We start from the raw sequence: 17,889 nt of genomic DNA, 5'->3' as shown, positions 1-17,889 counted from the left end.
TAAAATCAATTAAACCAATAAGTTAACTAGGAATATTAAATAGATTTCTTATCTTGAGAAACTGAGGGAATTGGCCCACTGAAGTTTCAGCAACCCCTAATATTTAGGAAGGTGCTAACTCCAACATGATTGCGTGCAATTATGAGAGATAAGAGTTGAATTAGCCCCCCTCAACTCTCTTTCTCGAAAATGTAGAAAGGGAGTTTTTTTGAATCGAAGTCGTTTATTCCGTAATTGGTAAATAACAATGAGAGAGGTTATAAAGATGGTACAAAGAATTGATGGGACACAAGGTAAATTTGTATTGGATGCTGCAACACAAGTTGGAAGTGTCATTTTAAAAGTAAAAGATTTGGAACGTCAAATTGCATTTTACGAAAATGTAGTTGGTCTTGTTGTTTTAGAAAGAAGTACACAACATGCTAAGTTTGGTGGGAAAGGCAGTAACAACGTTATTTTTGAATTAGAAAAAACCGCAGAAAAATTGCAACCAGCTAAAAGTACAGGTTTATTCCATACAGCTTTTTTATTACCAAGTAGAGAAGCGTTTGCAACGAAGTTTTTCGAAATTCTGCGTAATAAGGAGACGATAGATAGCCCGATAGAGCAATCTTCACGTTTCCCGCACTTTGAACGCTATATTCCAATTGCAAGATTAGATAGTGCGAGTGATCACGGTTATAGCGAGGCGTTTTATATATATGATATTGAAGGAAACGGTATAGAAATATATGCGGATCGTAATCGTGATGATTGGGATAAGTATCCTAGTGGAAGTAATCCTCTTAATTTTAAAGAATTAGCCCCATTAGCTAATTTTGAAACAGATGGGAAATTACCGGCTGAAACAATAATTGGTCATGTTCATTTGCGAGTAGCAAATATAGAGGAATCTGCAGATTTCTATATAAATAAATTAGGTTTTGAAGAACAGATGATTATTGATACGGCATTTTTTATTTCAGCAGGGGGCTATCATCATCATCTTGCGGGAAATGTATGGTCGGGTAAAGGACTTCAAAAGGCAGCTGATAATGAATCAGGGTTAAAAGAAGTACGTTTTAAATTACCAACAATAGAAAGTTTTGAGACAGCAAAAAATTATATTAAACAGCAAATACAAATCCAAGACTTAAGGGATGAGTTTGTTGTAGAAGATCCAAGTGGTAATCGTATAGTTTTTGAAATTGCATAAAACAATTAAAACAAATCGCTACCACGATTTAACGTATCATTATGCTTAAAAGAAAATTTAGCACATGCTAAAATGATTGCAGCAAAGCCCTATCTTTATTTAGAAAGTTATTTGGGGAGTAGTGCATTTCGAGAAAATGGGGAGACATAGGTGTATCTGCAAAGTAATTAAGTTATTAAATAGAAAAAGGATTCGCAAAAAAAAAATATGCGAATCCTTTTATGTTTTCTTCAAAAATATTATTTTAATTTCATGATTAGTTCTTCATCTGGTGTTACATACAATGTCTTTTGCTCAAAGTAAATAACAAAACCAGGTTTAGAGCCATTAGGTTTCTTTACTTGCCGCACCACTGTGTAATCGACAGGTACGGATGATGATTCACGTGCTTTACTGAAATAGGCTGATAAAGTTGCTGCTTCTAGTAAAGTTTGTTCATCAGGATCAGAAGAGTGAATAACGACATGTGATCCTGGTATATCCTTTGTATGCATCCAAATTTCAGATTTACGTGCGATTTTAAATGTTAAATAATCATTTTGTTTATTGTTTTTACCAACTGAAATATCAATTCCTGTAGAAGATTTGAACTTTTCTGGAGTTGGTTTTGTTGGCTTTTTACGTCGTTTTGAAGCGCGTAGTTTCAAGTAGCCTTGTTCCGCTAACTCTTCACGAATTTCTTCTATATCAGCTGGCGCAGCTTGTTGTACTTGTTGCGATAGCATTTCAAAGTAGGCTAGATCTTCTTGCGTTTTATCAAGTTGCTCTTGTACCATGATAAGTGCGTTTTTCGCCTTGTTGTACTTAGTATAGTAGCTCTGTGCATTTTCAACAGGTGTTTTACGTTCGCTAATAGGGATTGTGATTTCCTCACTATCCTCACTATAATAATTAACAACAGTAACTTCTTTTTGCCCTTTTTCAAAAGCGTACAAGTTAGCCATTAATAACTCACCTGATAATTGAAATTGGTCTAAATTGTTTGCACGATCCAAATCCTTTTGGAGCTTTTTTAATTTTAATTTAAGTTTGCTAATTTCATTTTGTAACCAGCGTTCTAAATCACCAGCTTGTTGTTTAACGCGGTCTCTCTCAGCTCTTGCAAAGAAAACGCGATCCAGTAGAGTGCTAAGGTTTTGGTAGCTTGTATGCTCACCTTTTAAATGTGTTAATTTCACTGGTGAAAAATATGTTTTCCCCTGTACTTCAGCGTAGGTTGGTGAATTCCCTCCAATTTCAAATTCTTCAATAAATAATGAGAAGAGGTCAGCGATCGGTTGCCCTGTAGTTTTACTTCTGTATAACAATTCAGTAGCGTGTAAGGGAGAGAAGCCTGTAAAGTGTTGTACTATTTCTTGAGTGTTTTTTTCTTCAGCAAAGAATAGTTGTAATGATTCACTGCTTATTGTTTTAGGGTCTTCCTTATCTTGTTCTGGTGGTGCGATAAAAGGTTGACCAGGTAAAACTGTGCGATAACTATTCATAGCAGGTGGTAGATGCTTTAAGCTATCAACGATTTTGTTTGTCTCTTTGTCGACTAAAATTAAATTGCTATGGCGCCCCATTATTTCCGCGTGCAATTCCCTAGTGATTGGGTCACCAATTTCATTTTTACTAGCAATTTTAAAGATGAGAACACGGTCAGCACCTTGTTGTTGGATTGATTCAATAAATCCACCTTCAATATGTTTACGGAGTAACGAGCAAAACATAGGTGGTTCTGGCGGATTTTCAATTGTTTGTTCTGTGATGTGAACACGTGCATAAGAAGGGTGGATTGAAAATAATAATTTGTGATTTCCACCATTGGCACGTATATGTAAAATGATTTCTTGGGTGTTCGGTTGATGCACTTTCGCGATTCGGCCTGTTACTAACTGTTGTAGCTCTTTCGCCATTGCGATTGTAAATAAACCATCATAAGCCATAAGTAATTCCTCTTTCAAAACGTTTTGTTCTATCTTAACATTTTTTTCGTTTATATAGGTAAGTATAGGATTTGGAAAATGTAGTGCTTCGTGACTAATGACTATCAATATTAATCATCTTTTTTGTTCCCTTAAGTGAACTTCTAGTAAATCTGCAAGGCAAAACTTGTTTTCATATGTTATAATTAAAAATCAGTATGCAAAGAAGGATGTGACTGACCTTGGTGCGTAGTATGACTGGATTTGGCAGGGGTGTCACAACAACGGAACAATTTCAGCTTACTGTAGAAATTCGATCGGTAAATCATCGTTTTTTAGAAGTTACGACACGTTTTCCGAAAGAGTGGATGGAAGCGGAAGTTCATACAAAAAAATTGCTTTCCTCATTAGTTTCAAGAGGTAAGTTAGATGTTTCCGTATATGTGAAAGAATTGTCACAGCAACAGCAAGTTGTACAAGTGAATTGGCCTCTAGTCAATGCTTATAAAGAAGCAAGAGAAGAATTGCAAAAACAGATATTGCTCGACGAAAAGTGGTCGATGACAGAACTTTTGAGTTTAGAGCAAGCATTAACTGTAAAAGTGCAAGAGACATCAAAAGAAGAAATTTTAACAGCTGTTGATCAAGCTGTACAACAAGCTGCAAATGCACTGATCCAAATGCGCGAAAGAGAAGGTCAGGAATTGCAAGAAGCGGTAGTAGGTTTTAAAACGGATTTAGCAGAGCAAATTGAGTTGATTCGTAAAGTGGCCGATCAAGCCGTGCAAAAGTATCGCGATAAGCTCGTTACAAGAATTGCAGAGCTTACAGACATAAGCGCATTAGAAGAACGAATATTAGCAGAGGTGGCAATTTTTGCTGAAAAAGCAGATATTGCTGAGGAATTAGACCGTTTATCAAGTCATTTTGCCCAGCTTGATGAAACGCTTCAAGATAATGTTTCTATCGGAAGAAAACTCGATTTCTTATTGCAAGAAATTCATCGTGAAATTAATACAATTGGCTCTAAAAACCAATCTGTTGAAGCTTCAGCTGCTGTTGTCCAAGCAAAAACGATTCTTGAAAAAATGCGAGAACAAGTTCAAAATATTGAATAATTGTGTTTACTAAATGTACTATTAATATATTGTAATGATGAGGGAGAAAGCATGAGAAGAGAACGTGGATTATTAATTGTCCTATCTGGCCCTTCAGGTGTCGGAAAAGGTACTGTACGAAAAGCACTTTTTTCACAACCAGATACTAATTATGAGTATTCTATTTCCATGACTACACGTCTACCACGTGAAGGCGAAGTTGATGGTGTTGATTACTTCTTTAAATCAACAGAGGAATTCGAAAGTTTAATCGAACAAGGACAACTCCTTGAATATGCTAAATATGTAGGGAACTATTACGGCACACCTCTAGAATATGTAAACAAAACTTTAGATGCTGGACGCGATGTGTTTTTAGAAATTGAAGTGCAAGGTGCAGCTCAAATTCGTGACAAGGTTCCTGATGGTTTATTCATCTTCCTTGCGCCACCTAGCATTTCAGCATTACAGCAACGTTTAGTTGGGCGTGGTACTGAAACAGAAGATGTGATTGCAACGCGTATTGCTGCTGCAAATCAAGAACTAGAAATGATGAATTTGTACGATTATGTCGTTGAGAACGATGAAGTACAATTAGCTTGTGATCGTGTCAATGCAATCGTAGTTGCGGAGCATTGTCGACGTGAAAGAGTAGAAAAACAATACTTAGCTATGCTGAGAGGAGAATAATTAGATGTTATACCCATCTGTTGACGTATTAAAACAAAAAATCGATTCAAAATATTCATTAGTTAGCCTTGCTTCAAAAAGAGCACGTGCAATGCAAGAAGGTAGTGACTATAGACTTTCATCTTATAAATCACATAAGAATGTAGGTAAAGCACTAGAAGAAGTTTCTGCTGGCGTTTTAAGTCAAGTAGCTCAAGACGAATCAGCTATTTACGAAGACGAAGTTTAATGACATGACAACGTAGAAGCTCCCGAGGAAATTAACATTTCTTTGGGAGCTTGTCGTTTTGAAAGGAAGAAAAAAATGCTTGCAAATAAAAACATTTTACTTTGTGTTTCAGGCGGAATCGCCGTCTACAAAGCAGTAGCATTAGTGAGTAAATTATCTCAAGCTGGTGCAAATGTGAAAGTAATGATGACTGAATCTGCAACACGTTTTGTAACACCTTTAAGCTTTCAAGTAATGTCTAAAAATGATGTTTACACAGACACTTTTGATGAAAAAGATTCGAGTGTTATTGCACATATCGATTTAGCGGATTGGGCGGATTTAATCATCGTAGCTCCGGCAACTGCAAATGTAATTGGTAAACTTGCAAATGGCATTGCAGATGATATGGTAACAACCACATTATTAGCAACAACTGCAAAAGTGTGGATTGCACCTGCAATGAATGTTCATATGTATGATAATCTTGCAGTTAAACGAAATATTGCCCAATTAGCTAAAGATGGCTATGAATTTATTGAACCATCTGAGGGCTTTTTAGCTTGCGGATATGTAGGTAAAGGTCGTTTAGAAGAACCAGAGAAAATTACAGCACTAGCTGCTCAGTTTTTCGAACCTAAAAACGAACTTTTAAAAGGAAAGAAAGTTGTAATTTCTGCAGGACCAACTCGTGAAAGAATTGATCCCGTACGTTATTTAACTAATTTCTCAACTGGGAAAATGGGCTATGCTATGGCTGCAGCAGCACATGAATTAGGTGCAGAAACTGTACTTGTATCAGGTTCGGTAGCAATTGAGCCTCCAGCTGGAGTAAGAGTTGTTCATGTGGAAAGTGCTGAGGACATGCTCCAAGCTATGTTAACTGAATATGATGACGCCAATATTGTTGTAAAAACAGCAGCGGTAGCGGATTATCGCCCAAAAACGGCGCATGTGCAAAAAATGAAAAAACAGCCAGGTGATGCGATTATTGAATTAGAACGCACCACTGATATTTTACTAACATTAGGGAAACTTAAAAAAGATCAATTATTAATTGGCTTTGCTGCAGAAACTAATGATGTATTAAAGTATGCAAAAGGTAAGCTAGAAAAGAAAAATGCAAATTATATTGTTGCTAATGATGTAACTCAAGATGGAGCAGGCTTCGGCACTGATACCAATACGGTTACACTCGTTGGTCATAATGATTTCGAAAAAACATTCGTTCATCTTCCTAAAAAAGAATTGGCTCTTGAGCTGTTCAAAACCATTTTAGCAAGGGAAGCAAGGTTATCGTGATTGCGCAAGTCATTGTAGACGTAGCGGCATATCCAGTGGATCGACCGTTTGACTACGCTGTACCAGATGAATGGCAAGCACTTGTAGAAGCTGGATGTCGTGTAAAAGTACCATTTGGCCCTCGCAATGTGCTTGGTTTCATCACTGCTTTAAAGGAAGAAACGGATGTTCCACAAGGTAAACTTAAACCACTATCACAGTTACTCGATATTGAACCTGTTTTAACAGGTGAAATGCTCCAGCTTGCCCAATGGATGACAAAACAGACTTTATGCTTTGAAATAGATGCATTACAAGTGATGTTACCCTCTGCGTTACGGGCGAAATACGAAAAAACCATTCATCTCACAGGTAAACTAGATGAACTGCCAGCTGAATTACAAAATCTTTTTGGCAATAAATCATCAATTCCATATAAAAAAGTAGAAGTTGCTGGACTTCTGAAATCATTGAAATATAGTATTGGACAAGGAATTGTCCAAATAAAGACCGTCGTCAAACAACAAGGTCAAGTAAAGGCTGTCCGAAAGTTGAAAATTTTGGATGATGAAGTGAAGTTGCAGCAAATTGCCGCTGATATTCCAAAAAGAGCAAAAAAACAAGTTATTGTTGCTGAATGGATGGTGGATCACAAAGGTGCAATCTTTACACCTGAAGAACTTTGTCAAACCTTAGATATTACCACTGCAGTTCTCAATGCGCTCATTGAAAAAGGGGCTGCCACGTATATTCAAGAAGAAGTATACCGAGACCCATTTACAAAGAATGCAGTGAAGACGAAGCCGCTTGCACTGACTGATGAACAAGAAGTAGCACTTCAGCAAATATTGACAGCGATGAAAAGTGAACTACCGACAACTTTTTTACTGCATGGTATTACAGGGAGTGGGAAAACGGAAGTTTATTTACAAGCTATTCAAAGTGCTCTTGAAAAAGGGAAAGAAGCGATTGTACTCGTCCCTGAAATTTCTTTAACACCTCAAATGTCGGAGCGTTTTCGCTCGCGTTTTGGAGAACTAGTCGCTGTTCTGCATAGTGGTTTATCAAAAGGTGAAAAATATGATGAATGGCGAAAGATTCAAAGAGGGGAAGTAAAGGTAGTAGTCGGCGCTCGGTCAGCTGTTTTTGCCCCGTTCACAAATGTAGGTTTATTTATCTTGGATGAAGAGCATGAGTCGACTTATAAGCAAGAAGACTCACCGCGTTATCATGCACGGGACGTAGCTATTTGGCGTAGTGAATTTCATCAATGTCCTGTCATATTAGGTAGTGCAACTCCTTCTTTAGAATCTTTTGCTAGAGCAAAGAAGCAAGTGTACACATTATTGACATTGAAAAAACGTGCAATGCAGCAATCCTTACCAACAGTTGAAATTATCGATATGCGGGAACAATTGAAAAACGGGAATCGTTCGATGTTCTCTGAGGAATTAGCAGAAGCAATTCGTATTCGACTTGAAAAAAAAGAACAGATGGTATTATTCCTTAATCGTAGAGGCTTTTCTTCCTTTGTGTTATGCAGAGATTGTGGTACGGTTGTGCAATGTAAAAACTGTGATATTTCTATGACCTATCATCGCTCTCAAGAAAAACTGAAATGTCACTATTGTGGCTATGAAGAACAAGTGCCCCATGAATGCCCTGAATGTCAAAGTGAACATATTCGATTTTTCGGTACTGGAACACAAAAGGTTGAAAGTGAAATATATAAGTTCTTTCCTGAAGCAAGAGTGCTTCGTATGGATGTTGATACAACAAGACAAAAAGGTTCTCATGAACGTATTTTAGATGCTTTTGGACGTGGAGAAGCTGATATTTTACTAGGAACACAGATGATTGCGAAAGGGCTTGATTTTCCGAATATTACCTTGGTGGGTGTTCTGAGTGCTGATACTTCATTAAATTTACCGGACTTTAGAGCTGCAGAGCGTACATTTCAATTACTTACACAAGTAAGTGGTCGTGCAGGACGTCATGATAAACCTGGCGAAGTATTTATCCAAACATATACACCGGAGCACTATGCAATCGAACTTTCAAAAGAACAAGATTATGAACCATTTTATGTGCAGGAAATGCAAATGAGACAGCGTTTCGCCTATCCACCGTATTATTATGTCGTACTTATACAAGTGACGCATGAAGATGTGCTGATGGCAGCAGAATATGCAGGTAAGGCAGTAGATTGGTTACGTATGCAACTATCACAAAATGTTGGTATTATAGGTCCGACGGCAGCGTCTATTAGTCGGGTGCAAAATAGATATCGTTATCAATGTTTGATAAAATATAAAAAAGAGCCCAATTTAACGGCTATTTTACAACAATTAATTCGCATGTATCGAACAGATTGGGTGAAAAAAGGCATTCAATTAACAGTTGATCTAGATCCTTCATCCATTTAGATATAATCGCAAGAAAAGAGGGTATTATGGCATTATTAGAAATTGTAAAAAATCCAGCAAAAGTTTTAGAAACTAAAGCAGCACCTGTTACTAAATTTGATGCAGAGCTAGCAAAGTTACTTGATGATATGTATGATACAATGCTTGAGCATGATGGTGTAGGTATCGCAGCGCCTCAAGTAAACAAAAGCATTCAAGCAGCAGTTGTAGAAATGGGCGAGGAAAGAGCCATTCTTGAAATCATTAATCCAACGATTTTAGCTACAGATGGTTCTGCTATAGAGATTGAAGGATGTTTGAGTTTTCCAGAACTTTATGGCGATGTAGAACGTCCTGATTATGTCCATATTAAAGCGCAAGATCGTAATGGAGAATGGTATGAAGTTGAAGCAGCCGGTTTTGATGCACGTGTGATTCAACATGAAATTGACCATTTGTTTGGTGTGTTATTTGATAAAAAAATTACGCGTGTTTATACGCTTGAAGAATTAGATGAAATGGCCGAAGCAGAGGAGGAACAGGAATGATTTCCATTGTCTTTATGGGGACACCTGCCTTTTCGGTACCAGTTTTGCGTATGCTTCATGAAGAAGGGTACGATATTAAAGCTGTCGTAACACAACCGGATCGTCCTGTTGGTCGTAAACGTGTGTTAACGCCACCACCTGTCAAAGAAGAGGCTGTTCGTTTAGGGTTACCTGTAATTCAACCAGAGAAACTTCGTGGATCTGAAGAATTGCAAGAAATCCTAGCTTTAAATCCTGATTTAATCGTAACAGCGGCTTTCGGTCAAATTTTACCGAAGGAACTATTGGATACACCGAAACTTGGTTGTGTGAATGTTCATGCTTCATTATTACCAGCTTATCGAGGTGGAGCACCAATTCATCAATGCTTAATCGATGGGCAAGAAAAAACAGGTGTTACGATAATGTATATGGCAGTCAAACTTGATGCAGGTGATATTATTTCACAAGCTGAACTCAATATTGATGAGCAAGATCATACTGGCCTATTGTTTGATAAATTAAGTATTATCGGCCGCGATCTACTAAAAGAAACGTTACCGTCTATTATCGATGGCACTAATAATCGCATCCCGCAAGATGAAGAAAAAGTGACATTTGCTCATAATATTTCACGTGAACAAGAGCTAGTCAATTGGCAGCAAAATAGCACAGAAATTTATAACCAAGTAAGAGGTTTACATCCATGGCCGGTAGCTTATACGAAATTGCATGGCGATAATGTGAAAATTTGGTGGGCACAAAAGTCGGATAAAAACCATAATGAAATACCTGGTACTGTTATTGCTATTGATAAAGAATATTTTACTGTGGCAACAGGTAACGGAGAAGCAATCAATATTTTAGATTTACAGCCAGCTGGCAAAAAGCGTATGACTGCGATGGATTACTTAAGGGGTACCGGGTCAAAATTACAGATTGGGGACCGTTTTGAATGACAAAAAAGAAAGATAAAGTTTGGGATGGTAATGTTCGCGACGCAGCATTAACTATTCTTCTTGCAGTAGATAAACAGCAAGCATATAGTAATTTACTTCTTCATCAAACAATTGAAAAATATAATATTAAGCCGAAGGACCGTGCTCTTTTGACGGAAATTACTTACGGTACACTTCAATACAAAATGACTTTAGATTATTATTTAGAGCCATTTGTACGTGGGAAATTGGATGATTGGGTGAGATGGTTACTACGCTTGTCTTTATATCAAATTGCAAACCTATCGAAAATTCCTGACCATGCAGCAGTAAATGAAGCCGTTGAGATTGCAAAACACCGAGCACGCCATCAAGGTGTCTCTAAAACGGTAAACGGCATTTTACGTTCGGTCTTACGTGACGGAATTAGAGATACGACGAATATTAAAGATCCGATTGAACGACTTTCTATTGAAACGAGTCACCCGGTCTGGTTAGTACGACGTTATGTAGAAGCTTACGGCATCCAAAAAACATCTGATATGCTGTTTGAAAATAATTTACCTCCACAACAAACTATTCGAGTAAATACAGCAAAAGTAACGACAGATCAAGCGCTTGAAAGCTTGTGGGGTGAAAAATTTGAAGTTGTGCGTAGTAAAGTGTTGCCGGAATGCTTGCATTTATTAACGGGTCAAGCTGCTCGTACAGAATCTTATAAAAATGGTCTGATTACCATTCAAGATGAAAGCTCTATGATACCAGCTTACGCTTTGCAAGTAGAGCCAGGAATGAGAGTTTTAGACATGTGTGCTGCACCAGGTGGTAAAACAACACATATTGCTGAGAAAATGAAAAATGAAGGCGAGTTAATCGCAACTGATTTACATGCTCATAAACTTAAGCTTATTAAAAGCAATGCAGAACGACTAGGTCTAACTGTTATTAACGCACAAGTATTAGATGGACGAAAAGCAACAGAGCAATTTGAAAAGCAATCATTTGATCGTATTTTAGTCGATGCGCCATGTAGTGGATTAGGAGTTATTAGACGTAAACCAGATATTAAATATACAAAAAGAGAAGAAGATTTCTCATCACTACAACCAATACAATTACAATTACTGGATTCCGCTTATGAATTATTAAAAAATGAAGGCAAAATGGTTTACAGTACTTGTACAGTTGATAAAATTGAGAATGATGGAACTGTTTCTGCATTTTTAGAGAAACATCCGGATATGGAACTTGAACCTGTACCAAATGTTCCAGACGTACTCAAAGAGCTTCAAACAAACGGAATGATGCAAGTCTTTCCACAAGACTTTAGCAGTGATGGCTTTTTCGTTGCTGCCTTTAGAAAAAAAGGAGAATTTACAAACTAATGGATCAAGAAATACAAAAACCAGTAAGAGTAAAAAAAGAAAAACCACAATTACGCCAATCAATCTATTCATTATTGCCAGAAGAAATGCAAACTTGGTTAAAGGACAACGGTGAAAAACCGTTCCGTGCAGGCCAAATTTTTGACTGGTTATATATAAAACGTGTAACAACATTCGATGAAATGTCTAACTTATCAAAAGAATTACGTGATAAATTAGCTGCTGACTTTGAACTAAGTACATTAAGTACTTTAATCAAACAAGAATCTAAAGATGGTACCATCAAGTTCTTGTTCCAATTACAAGATGGCTATTCAATTGAAACTGTGTTAATGCGTCATGAATATGGGAACTCTGTTTGTGTAACGACACAAGTGGGCTGTCGTATCGGATGTTCATTCTGTGCATCTACTTTAGGAGGATTAAAACGTCATTTATTAGCTGGTGAAATTGTTGAGCAAGTTGTCAACGTTCAAAAAGCATTAGATGAAGTTGGTGAACGTGTAAGTCATGTCGTTATTATGGGAATCGGTGAACCGTTTGATAACTACGATGCCATGATGAGCTTCTTAAAAGTTATCAATCATGAAAAAGGATTGAACATTGGTGCGCGCCATATCACAGTATCAACTAGTGGTATTATTCCTTCAATTTATAAATTTGCAGATGAACAATTACAAATTAATTTTGCCTTGTCATTACACGCACCTAACCAAGAATTACGTCTACGTTTGATGCCAATAGCAAAAGCGTACAAATTACCAGATCTAATTGAAGCAATTCGTTATTACACTGAGAAAACAGGTCGTCGAGTTAGTTTTGAATATGGTCTATTTGGCGGGGTCAATGACCAAGTAGAACATGCTGAAGAATTAGCAAGATTAATCAAAGGTATTAAATGTCACGTGAACTTGATTCCAGTAAACTATGTTCCAGAACGTGACTATGTACGTACACCAAAAAATGATATTTTCTCTTTTGAAAAAACATTAAAAAATCATGGTGTTAATGTAACGATTCGACGCGAGCACGGTTCAGATATTGATGCTGCATGTGGTCAATTACGTGCGAAGGAGAGAAAGCAAGAAACGACGAATTAATGGGGTGACTGGCTGTGGAATATATAGTAGCGAGTGATATTGGAAGGAAAAGGACGGTAAATGAGGACCGGGCTATATTCATTGAACGCGAAGATGCATATAAACTTGCCATTGTAGCTGATGGTATGGGTGGACACAATGCTGGAGATATAGCTAGTGGTATGGCAGTTTCTGGATTTGAACAGTTATTTTTGCAAGCAGATGCGGAGTCATTTCAATCAACTGAATTGAAAAAAGAATGGCTATTAGCATCTGTTCAAGAACTCAATGAATCGATTTATCAATATTCTTTATCACACGAAAATTGTCACGGCATGGGAACAACTTTAATAGCCGTTTTGATTGATGCTGGCGAATGTATTATTTGTCACATCGGAGATAGTCGTGTGTATTTCAGCACTGCAACTAATTTGCAACTTATTACAAGAGATCACTCTTATGTGAATGTACTCGTAGATAATGGGGAAATTAGTGAAGAAGAAGCCGAAAGTCATCCTAAGAAAAACTACATCATTAAATCTTTAGGAACAGAAGCGACAATTGCACCAGACTTTTATTCGGTGCAATTCGTTTCTGATTCATATTTATTAGTTTGTTCTGATGGTCTAAGTAACAAATTAACTAAACAAGAAATGCAAGCAATTATTCATCTGCCATTACCTATTCAGGAAAAGGGTGAACAACTGATACAATTGGCAAATGAACATGGCGGAGAAGATAATATCTCGCTTATTTTATTTGCAGATAATATGAAGGAGGTGTAAGTATGCTTGTTGGAAAAAGATTAAGCGGCCGTTATAAAGTTCTTGAATGGATTGGCGGCGGCGGTATGTCCAATGTTTATCTTGCACACGATATGATTTTAGATAGAGATGTAGCAATTAAAGTACTACGATATAGCTTTTCCGATGAAGAGGAGCTTCATCGACGTTTCCAAAGGGAAGCGTTATCTGCCACAAGCCTTACACATCCTAATATTGTAAGTATTTACGATGTTGGTGAAGATGCTGATATGCATTATTTGGTTATGGAATACGTTGAAGGCAAAACTTTAAAGCAATACATACAGGAATTTGCGCCTTTATCACCGATGAAGTGTGTCATGATAATGGAGCAATTAACGTCAGCTATTGCACATGCTCACCAAAATCAAATTGTTCATCGCGATATTAAACCACAAAATATATTAATGGACCAAGAAGGTAATGTGAAAATTACCGATTTTGGTATTGCTATTGCATTATCAGCAACATCTTTTACACAAACAAATTCGGTTTTAGGAACAGTCCATTATTTGTCACCTGAGCAAGCACGTGGAGGAACAGCAACTAAAAAATCGGATATCTATGCATTAGGAATTGTGCTTTATGAATTATTAACAGGCAAACTACCGTTTATGGGTGAATCAGCAGTGGCAATCGCACTTAAACATTTACAATCTGAAACGCCATCAGTACGTGCAATTGTACCCTCTATCCCACAAAGCTTAGAAAATGTCGTTTTTAAGGCAACTGCAAAAGACCCGGCACACCGCTATTCTACTGTTGAAGAACTTCAGGAAGATTTATCTACAGTTCTTGAAGAACATCGAAGTCATGAATCCAAATTTCTGCCTCCTGTTGATCACGATGAGACAAAAGCAATGCCAGCTATTACGAAGGCTCAAATGATTCAAAATGCGGACATTGGAAAAACAAAGGCAATGCCAGTGGTAGAAGATAATAAAAAAAAGGAAAACAAGGGCGGTAAAAAGAAATCGAAGAAAAGAAAATTACTGTTATTTGTTAGTGGTATTATTACTTTTCTTTTATTGTTTATATTAGTCCTAGTTCTATTCCCTAATCTATTCAAAGAAAAGAAAGTGGAAGTTCCAGATGTTGCTGGACAAGAGTTAGCGAAGGCTATTGATTTACTTGAAGATAAAGGTTTTGAAATCGGAAGACAAACTGATGAGGCTTCTGATAATATTAAAGAAGGTCATGTGATTTCTACGAATCCTTCGGCAGGAAAAGAGCGTAAAAAAGGTTCTGAAATAGATATCATGGTAAGTTCAGGGCCGAAAAAAGTAACATTAATCGATTATAGAGGCCGCGATATAGAAACAATAAAAAAATTACTATCCAAGTATAATTTTAAAGATATCAAAACAAAAACGAAGCACTCTGATCAAGCACCGGGTACTATTTTAGATCAGACGCCTGATGCAAGTGATTCAGTCATACCTGCTGACACAATTATTGTTTTTACTGTAAGTGAGGGTCTAGAGCAGGAGCAAATTGGAAATTTAGAAAGATATGATGAAGCTGCTCTAAAAAGTTATGCGAAATCTTCTGGTTTTAACGTCCATATTGCAAAAGAGGATTACTCAGAAACTATTCCAAAAGGGCAAGTTATTTCTCAAACTCCTCGAGCGGGGAATATGGCAAGTATCGGCTCTACAATTAACGTAGTGATTTCAAAAGGACCTCAACAAAAGCAAGTAAAATTTTATGTTGCTACAATTGATATTCCATACGACCCTGAAGAAGAGGGCGAGGAGCAAGACATCCGTATTTACATTCAAGATCATACACGCTCACTTGCAAATGTTGAAAATGAATTTAAGATTACTGAATCCAAAAAAATCTTTCCTCAATTAGCGATTGAGGAAGGAGGAAAAGCAATTTACCGTGTTGTCCGTGATGATAAAATAATTATAGATGAGACAATAACTTATGAACAATTAGAAAAAATGGAAAAATCACGATAAGGAGGAATCGCATGGCGAAAGGTCAAATCCGAAAAGCGTTAAGCGGATTTTATTATGTTCACTCAGATGGTGAACTGATTCAATGTCGTGGTCGTGGTGTATTCCGAAATAGAGGTATTTCACCACTTGTTGGTGACTTTGTGGACTTTGTGGTTGAAGGAGACAATGATGGGACAATCACCGCCGTTCATGAGCGTCATAACGAGCTAGTACGTCCACCAGTGTCAAATATTGACCAAGCAATTCTGGTCTTCTCAGCAAAGGAACCAGCTTTTAATACAATATTATTGGATAAATTCTTAGTAGCATTAGAATCTTTCCATATCCACCCGATTATTTGCTTAACAAAAACAGATTTATTAACCTCTGAAGAAAATGATGGAATTCAACAGTATATTAAAGATTATCAAGAAATAGGTTACGAAGTGATTCAAACCTATAAAGGAGATCCAGAAATACTGGTGAAAATTCAACAGGTCTTAGAAGGTAAAACAACTGTTTTAGCAGGACAATCAGGAGTTGGGAAATCCACTTTGTTGAATACAATTATGCCATCATTAGAATTAAAAACCGGGGTAATATCAGAAGCGCTAGGACGAGGCAAGCATACGACAAGACATGTTGAATTAATCCCACTCGCTGGCGGATTAATTGCTGATACACCTGGATTTAGCTCTTTTGATTTCGATACACTTGAAAAAGAAGAATTAACATCTTGTTTCCCGGAATTACAGCGTATATCAGAGGATTGTAAATTTCGTGGATGTTTACACTTAAAAGAACCAAAATGTGCTGTGAAAGCTGCAGTAGAGAACAAAGAAATTAAGCAGTATCGTTATGATCATTACCTGCAGTTTTTGCAAGAAATAATTGATAGAAAGCCGAGGTATTAATAATGATTAAAATCGCACCATCAATTTTAGCTGCTAATTTTTCAAAATTAGCTGATGAAGTAAAAGAAGTTGAAGCAGCAGGCGCAAAATTAATTCATATCGATGTAATGGACGGACATTTTGTGCCGAATATTACAATGGGCCCAATCGTAGTGGAAGCGCTACGCCCGGTAACGGATCTACCACTTGATGTACATTTAATGATTGAAAATCCAGATCAATATATTGAAGATTTTGCAAAAGCCGGTGCAAACTATATTACAGTACATGTAGAAGCATGCCGTCATTTACATCGTACAATCCAATTAATTCGTTCACATGGTGTGAAACCAGGTGTCGTATTAAATCCTCATACACCTATCGAAACAATTCAACATATTTTAGAAGATATTGATATGGTGCTATTCATGACTGTAAATCCAGGCTTTGGTGGACAAAAATTCATCCATTCGGTAGTACCTAAAATTGAACAACTTTCAACAATTATCAAAGAAAAAGGCTTGAATGTGGAAATTGAAATCGATGGCGGTATTAATGCAGAAACAATCATTCCTTGTGCAAAAGCTGGTGCAACAATATTCGTAGCAGGATCGGCAATTTACGGTAAAGAAGATCGCTCAAAAGCTTTACAAGAGATTCAATTAGCTGGAGAACAAGCAATCCAATGAAAACTATTGTGATTTGCGCTGGAGGCCCTGAGCAAGAGATCGTGTCCAACGATTTCTTGCTTTCTTTTTCTGATGCTTTTTTCATTGGAACAGACCATGGGACGATGTATTTATTAAATAGAGGAATTGTTCCAGATATGGCTGTCGGTGACTTTGATTCGATAACAAATGAAGAGTGGCAAGAAATTTCCGAGCGAGTACCTCATATTGAACGTTACTCACCTGAAAAGAATGAAACAGATACTGAACTCGCAATTATTAAAGCGCTATCATTAGAGCCGACTACTATATATCTTACTGGTGTAACAGGTGGACGTTTAGATCATTACGAGGCAAATTTGCACACAGTATACCGCTTACAATTAGCGTATCCACAACTACATATTAAAATAGTAAATCGTTCAAATGAACTACAATTTTTACTCCCTGGTGAACATACAATGGTACAGGATGATCATTATAAATATATGTCCTTCTTTGCATTCAAAGGCCCTGTAGAGAATATGACGTTGCGCGGTGTTTTATATGAAACCACCAATGAAGTAATTGAAGTAGGAACCTCTCGTTTTACAAGTAATGAAATATCTGACGGAATCGCGTCTATTTCATTCACAGCAGGCATATGCTTAATGATAAGAAGTAAAGATGACTAGCGAGGAGTGGAGAGTTGAAGGTATACACGTTCCAATTGCCAAAATTCGTCAGTGGATTTGCGAGGGTTTGTTTACAAGCATTTCAAAAAGAAACATCGGCATCAGCATCAGCATCAACAACTGCTACAGCTAAATCTAAACAGAGAAAGAAAAAAGAAAAAATGCCAGGGTGACGATAAGTCAACCTGGCATT

The 17,889-nt window shown here is 37.1% G+C and carries 17 protein-coding genes and 1 riboswitch; of the genes, 16 read left to right on the top strand and 1 reads right to left on the bottom strand.

Going from position 1 to position 17,889, the window contains the following annotated elements; genetic code table 11:
• Nucleotides 1–45 precede the first annotated feature (45 nt).
• A riboswitch (SAM riboswitch) is annotated at nucleotides 46–155 on the top strand.
• Between the two features lie 110 nt (nucleotides 156–265).
• A complete protein-coding gene (locus tag AMD00_RS13300) occupies nucleotides 266–1,195 on the top strand; it encodes a VOC family protein (RefSeq protein WP_053417512.1) in 930 nt (309 codons plus the stop codon).
• 239 nt (nucleotides 1,196–1,434) lie between these two features.
• Here AMD00_RS13300 and AMD00_RS13295 read toward each other — a convergent pair whose 3' ends face one another.
• Nucleotides 1,435–3,123 carry an Rqc2 family fibronectin-binding protein gene (locus tag AMD00_RS13295; RefSeq protein ID WP_053417511.1) on the bottom strand — a complete coding sequence of 563 codons (1,689 nt, stop codon included), beginning with the start codon at nucleotides 3,121–3,123 and terminating at the stop codon, nucleotides 1,435–1,437.
• Between the two features lie 233 nt (nucleotides 3,124–3,356).
• Here AMD00_RS13295 and AMD00_RS13290 point away from each other — a divergent pair, with 233 nt between their 5' ends.
• The 15 genes from AMD00_RS13290 to spoVM all read left to right on the top strand — a co-directional run bounded on the left by AMD00_RS13290 (nucleotide 3,357) and on the right by spoVM (nucleotide 17,869).
• Complete coding sequence (locus AMD00_RS13290; protein ID WP_245639517.1) at nucleotides 3,357–4,220, top strand: YicC/YloC family endoribonuclease; 864 nt, start codon at nucleotides 3,357–3,359, stop codon at nucleotides 4,218–4,220.
• Between the two features lie 51 nt (nucleotides 4,221–4,271).
• Nucleotides 4,272–4,889, top strand: coding sequence for a guanylate kinase (gene gmk / locus AMD00_RS13285; RefSeq protein WP_038183944.1), 618 nt, complete (start codon nucleotides 4,272–4,274; stop codon nucleotides 4,887–4,889).
• 4 nt (nucleotides 4,890–4,893) lie between these two features.
• The gene (gene rpoZ / locus AMD00_RS13280) at nucleotides 4,894–5,118 is read left to right on the top strand and encodes a DNA-directed RNA polymerase subunit omega (protein ID WP_038183947.1); all 225 of its coding nucleotides are present in this window, start codon (nucleotides 4,894–4,896) and stop codon (nucleotides 5,116–5,118) included.
• 75 nt (nucleotides 5,119–5,193) lie between these two features.
• Complete coding sequence (gene coaBC, locus AMD00_RS13275) at nucleotides 5,194–6,399, top strand: bifunctional phosphopantothenoylcysteine decarboxylase/phosphopantothenate--cysteine ligase CoaBC (protein WP_053417509.1); 1,206 nt, start codon at nucleotides 5,194–5,196, stop codon at nucleotides 6,397–6,399.
• The gene (gene priA, locus AMD00_RS13270) at nucleotides 6,396–8,804 is read left to right on the top strand and encodes a primosomal protein N' (protein ID WP_053417508.1); all 2,409 of its coding nucleotides are present in this window, start codon (nucleotides 6,396–6,398) and stop codon (nucleotides 8,802–8,804) included. The genes coaBC and priA overlap by 4 nt, the downstream gene beginning before the upstream one ends.
• A gap of 26 nt (nucleotides 8,805–8,830) precedes the next feature.
• Nucleotides 8,831–9,331: a peptide deformylase gene (gene def / locus AMD00_RS13265; RefSeq protein WP_053417507.1), complete on the top strand. Its 501-nt coding sequence runs from the start codon at nucleotides 8,831–8,833 to the stop codon at nucleotides 9,329–9,331.
• Complete coding sequence (gene fmt, locus AMD00_RS13260; protein WP_053417506.1) at nucleotides 9,328–10,269, top strand: methionyl-tRNA formyltransferase; 942 nt, start codon at nucleotides 9,328–9,330, stop codon at nucleotides 10,267–10,269. The genes def and fmt overlap by 4 nt, the downstream gene beginning before the upstream one ends.
• On the top strand, nucleotides 10,266–11,633 hold the full coding sequence (gene rsmB, locus AMD00_RS13255) for a 16S rRNA (cytosine(967)-C(5))-methyltransferase RsmB (protein ID WP_053417505.1): 1,368 nt from the start codon (nucleotides 10,266–10,268) through the stop codon (nucleotides 11,631–11,633). The genes fmt and rsmB overlap by 4 nt, the downstream gene beginning before the upstream one ends.
• Nucleotides 11,633–12,733 carry a 23S rRNA (adenine(2503)-C(2))-methyltransferase RlmN gene (rlmN, locus tag AMD00_RS13250; RefSeq protein ID WP_053417504.1) on the top strand — a complete coding sequence of 367 codons (1,101 nt, stop codon included), beginning with the start codon at nucleotides 11,633–11,635 and terminating at the stop codon, nucleotides 12,731–12,733. The genes rsmB and rlmN overlap by 1 nt, the downstream gene beginning before the upstream one ends.
• A gap of 14 nt (nucleotides 12,734–12,747) precedes the next feature.
• Entirely contained in the window at nucleotides 12,748–13,497 is a 750-nt protein-coding gene (locus tag AMD00_RS13245; protein ID WP_053417503.1) for a Stp1/IreP family PP2C-type Ser/Thr phosphatase, read from the top strand.
• Nucleotides 13,498–13,499: 2 nt separating this feature from the next.
• Nucleotides 13,500–15,482: a Stk1 family PASTA domain-containing Ser/Thr kinase gene (pknB, locus tag AMD00_RS13240; RefSeq protein ID WP_053417502.1), complete on the top strand. Its 1,983-nt coding sequence runs from the start codon at nucleotides 13,500–13,502 to the stop codon at nucleotides 15,480–15,482.
• Nucleotides 15,483–15,493: 11 nt separating this feature from the next.
• On the top strand, nucleotides 15,494–16,375 hold the full coding sequence (gene rsgA, locus AMD00_RS13235; RefSeq protein WP_053417501.1) for a ribosome small subunit-dependent GTPase A: 882 nt from the start codon (nucleotides 15,494–15,496) through the stop codon (nucleotides 16,373–16,375).
• A gap of 2 nt (nucleotides 16,376–16,377) precedes the next feature.
• Complete coding sequence (rpe, locus tag AMD00_RS13230; RefSeq protein ID WP_053417500.1) at nucleotides 16,378–17,043, top strand: ribulose-phosphate 3-epimerase; 666 nt, start codon at nucleotides 16,378–16,380, stop codon at nucleotides 17,041–17,043.
• Nucleotides 17,040–17,696, top strand: a complete 657-nt coding sequence (locus tag AMD00_RS13225; RefSeq protein ID WP_053417499.1) for a thiamine diphosphokinase — start codon at nucleotides 17,040–17,042, stop codon at nucleotides 17,694–17,696. The genes rpe and AMD00_RS13225 overlap by 4 nt, the downstream gene beginning before the upstream one ends.
• A 14-nt stretch (nucleotides 17,697–17,710) precedes the next feature.
• Nucleotides 17,711–17,869, top strand: coding sequence for a stage V sporulation protein SpoVM (gene spoVM, locus AMD00_RS22920; protein WP_083446229.1), 159 nt, complete (start codon nucleotides 17,711–17,713; stop codon nucleotides 17,867–17,869).
• The last annotated feature ends 20 nt before the right edge of the window (nucleotides 17,870–17,889 follow it).

It is taken from the genome of Viridibacillus arvi, assembly GCF_001274945.1.
Classification (GTDB): Bacteria; Bacillota; Bacilli; order Bacillales_A; family Planococcaceae; genus Viridibacillus; species Viridibacillus arvi.
The sequence above is the reverse complement of the archived record's forward strand: the minus strand, read 5'-3'. Positions and strand labels throughout refer to the sequence as shown.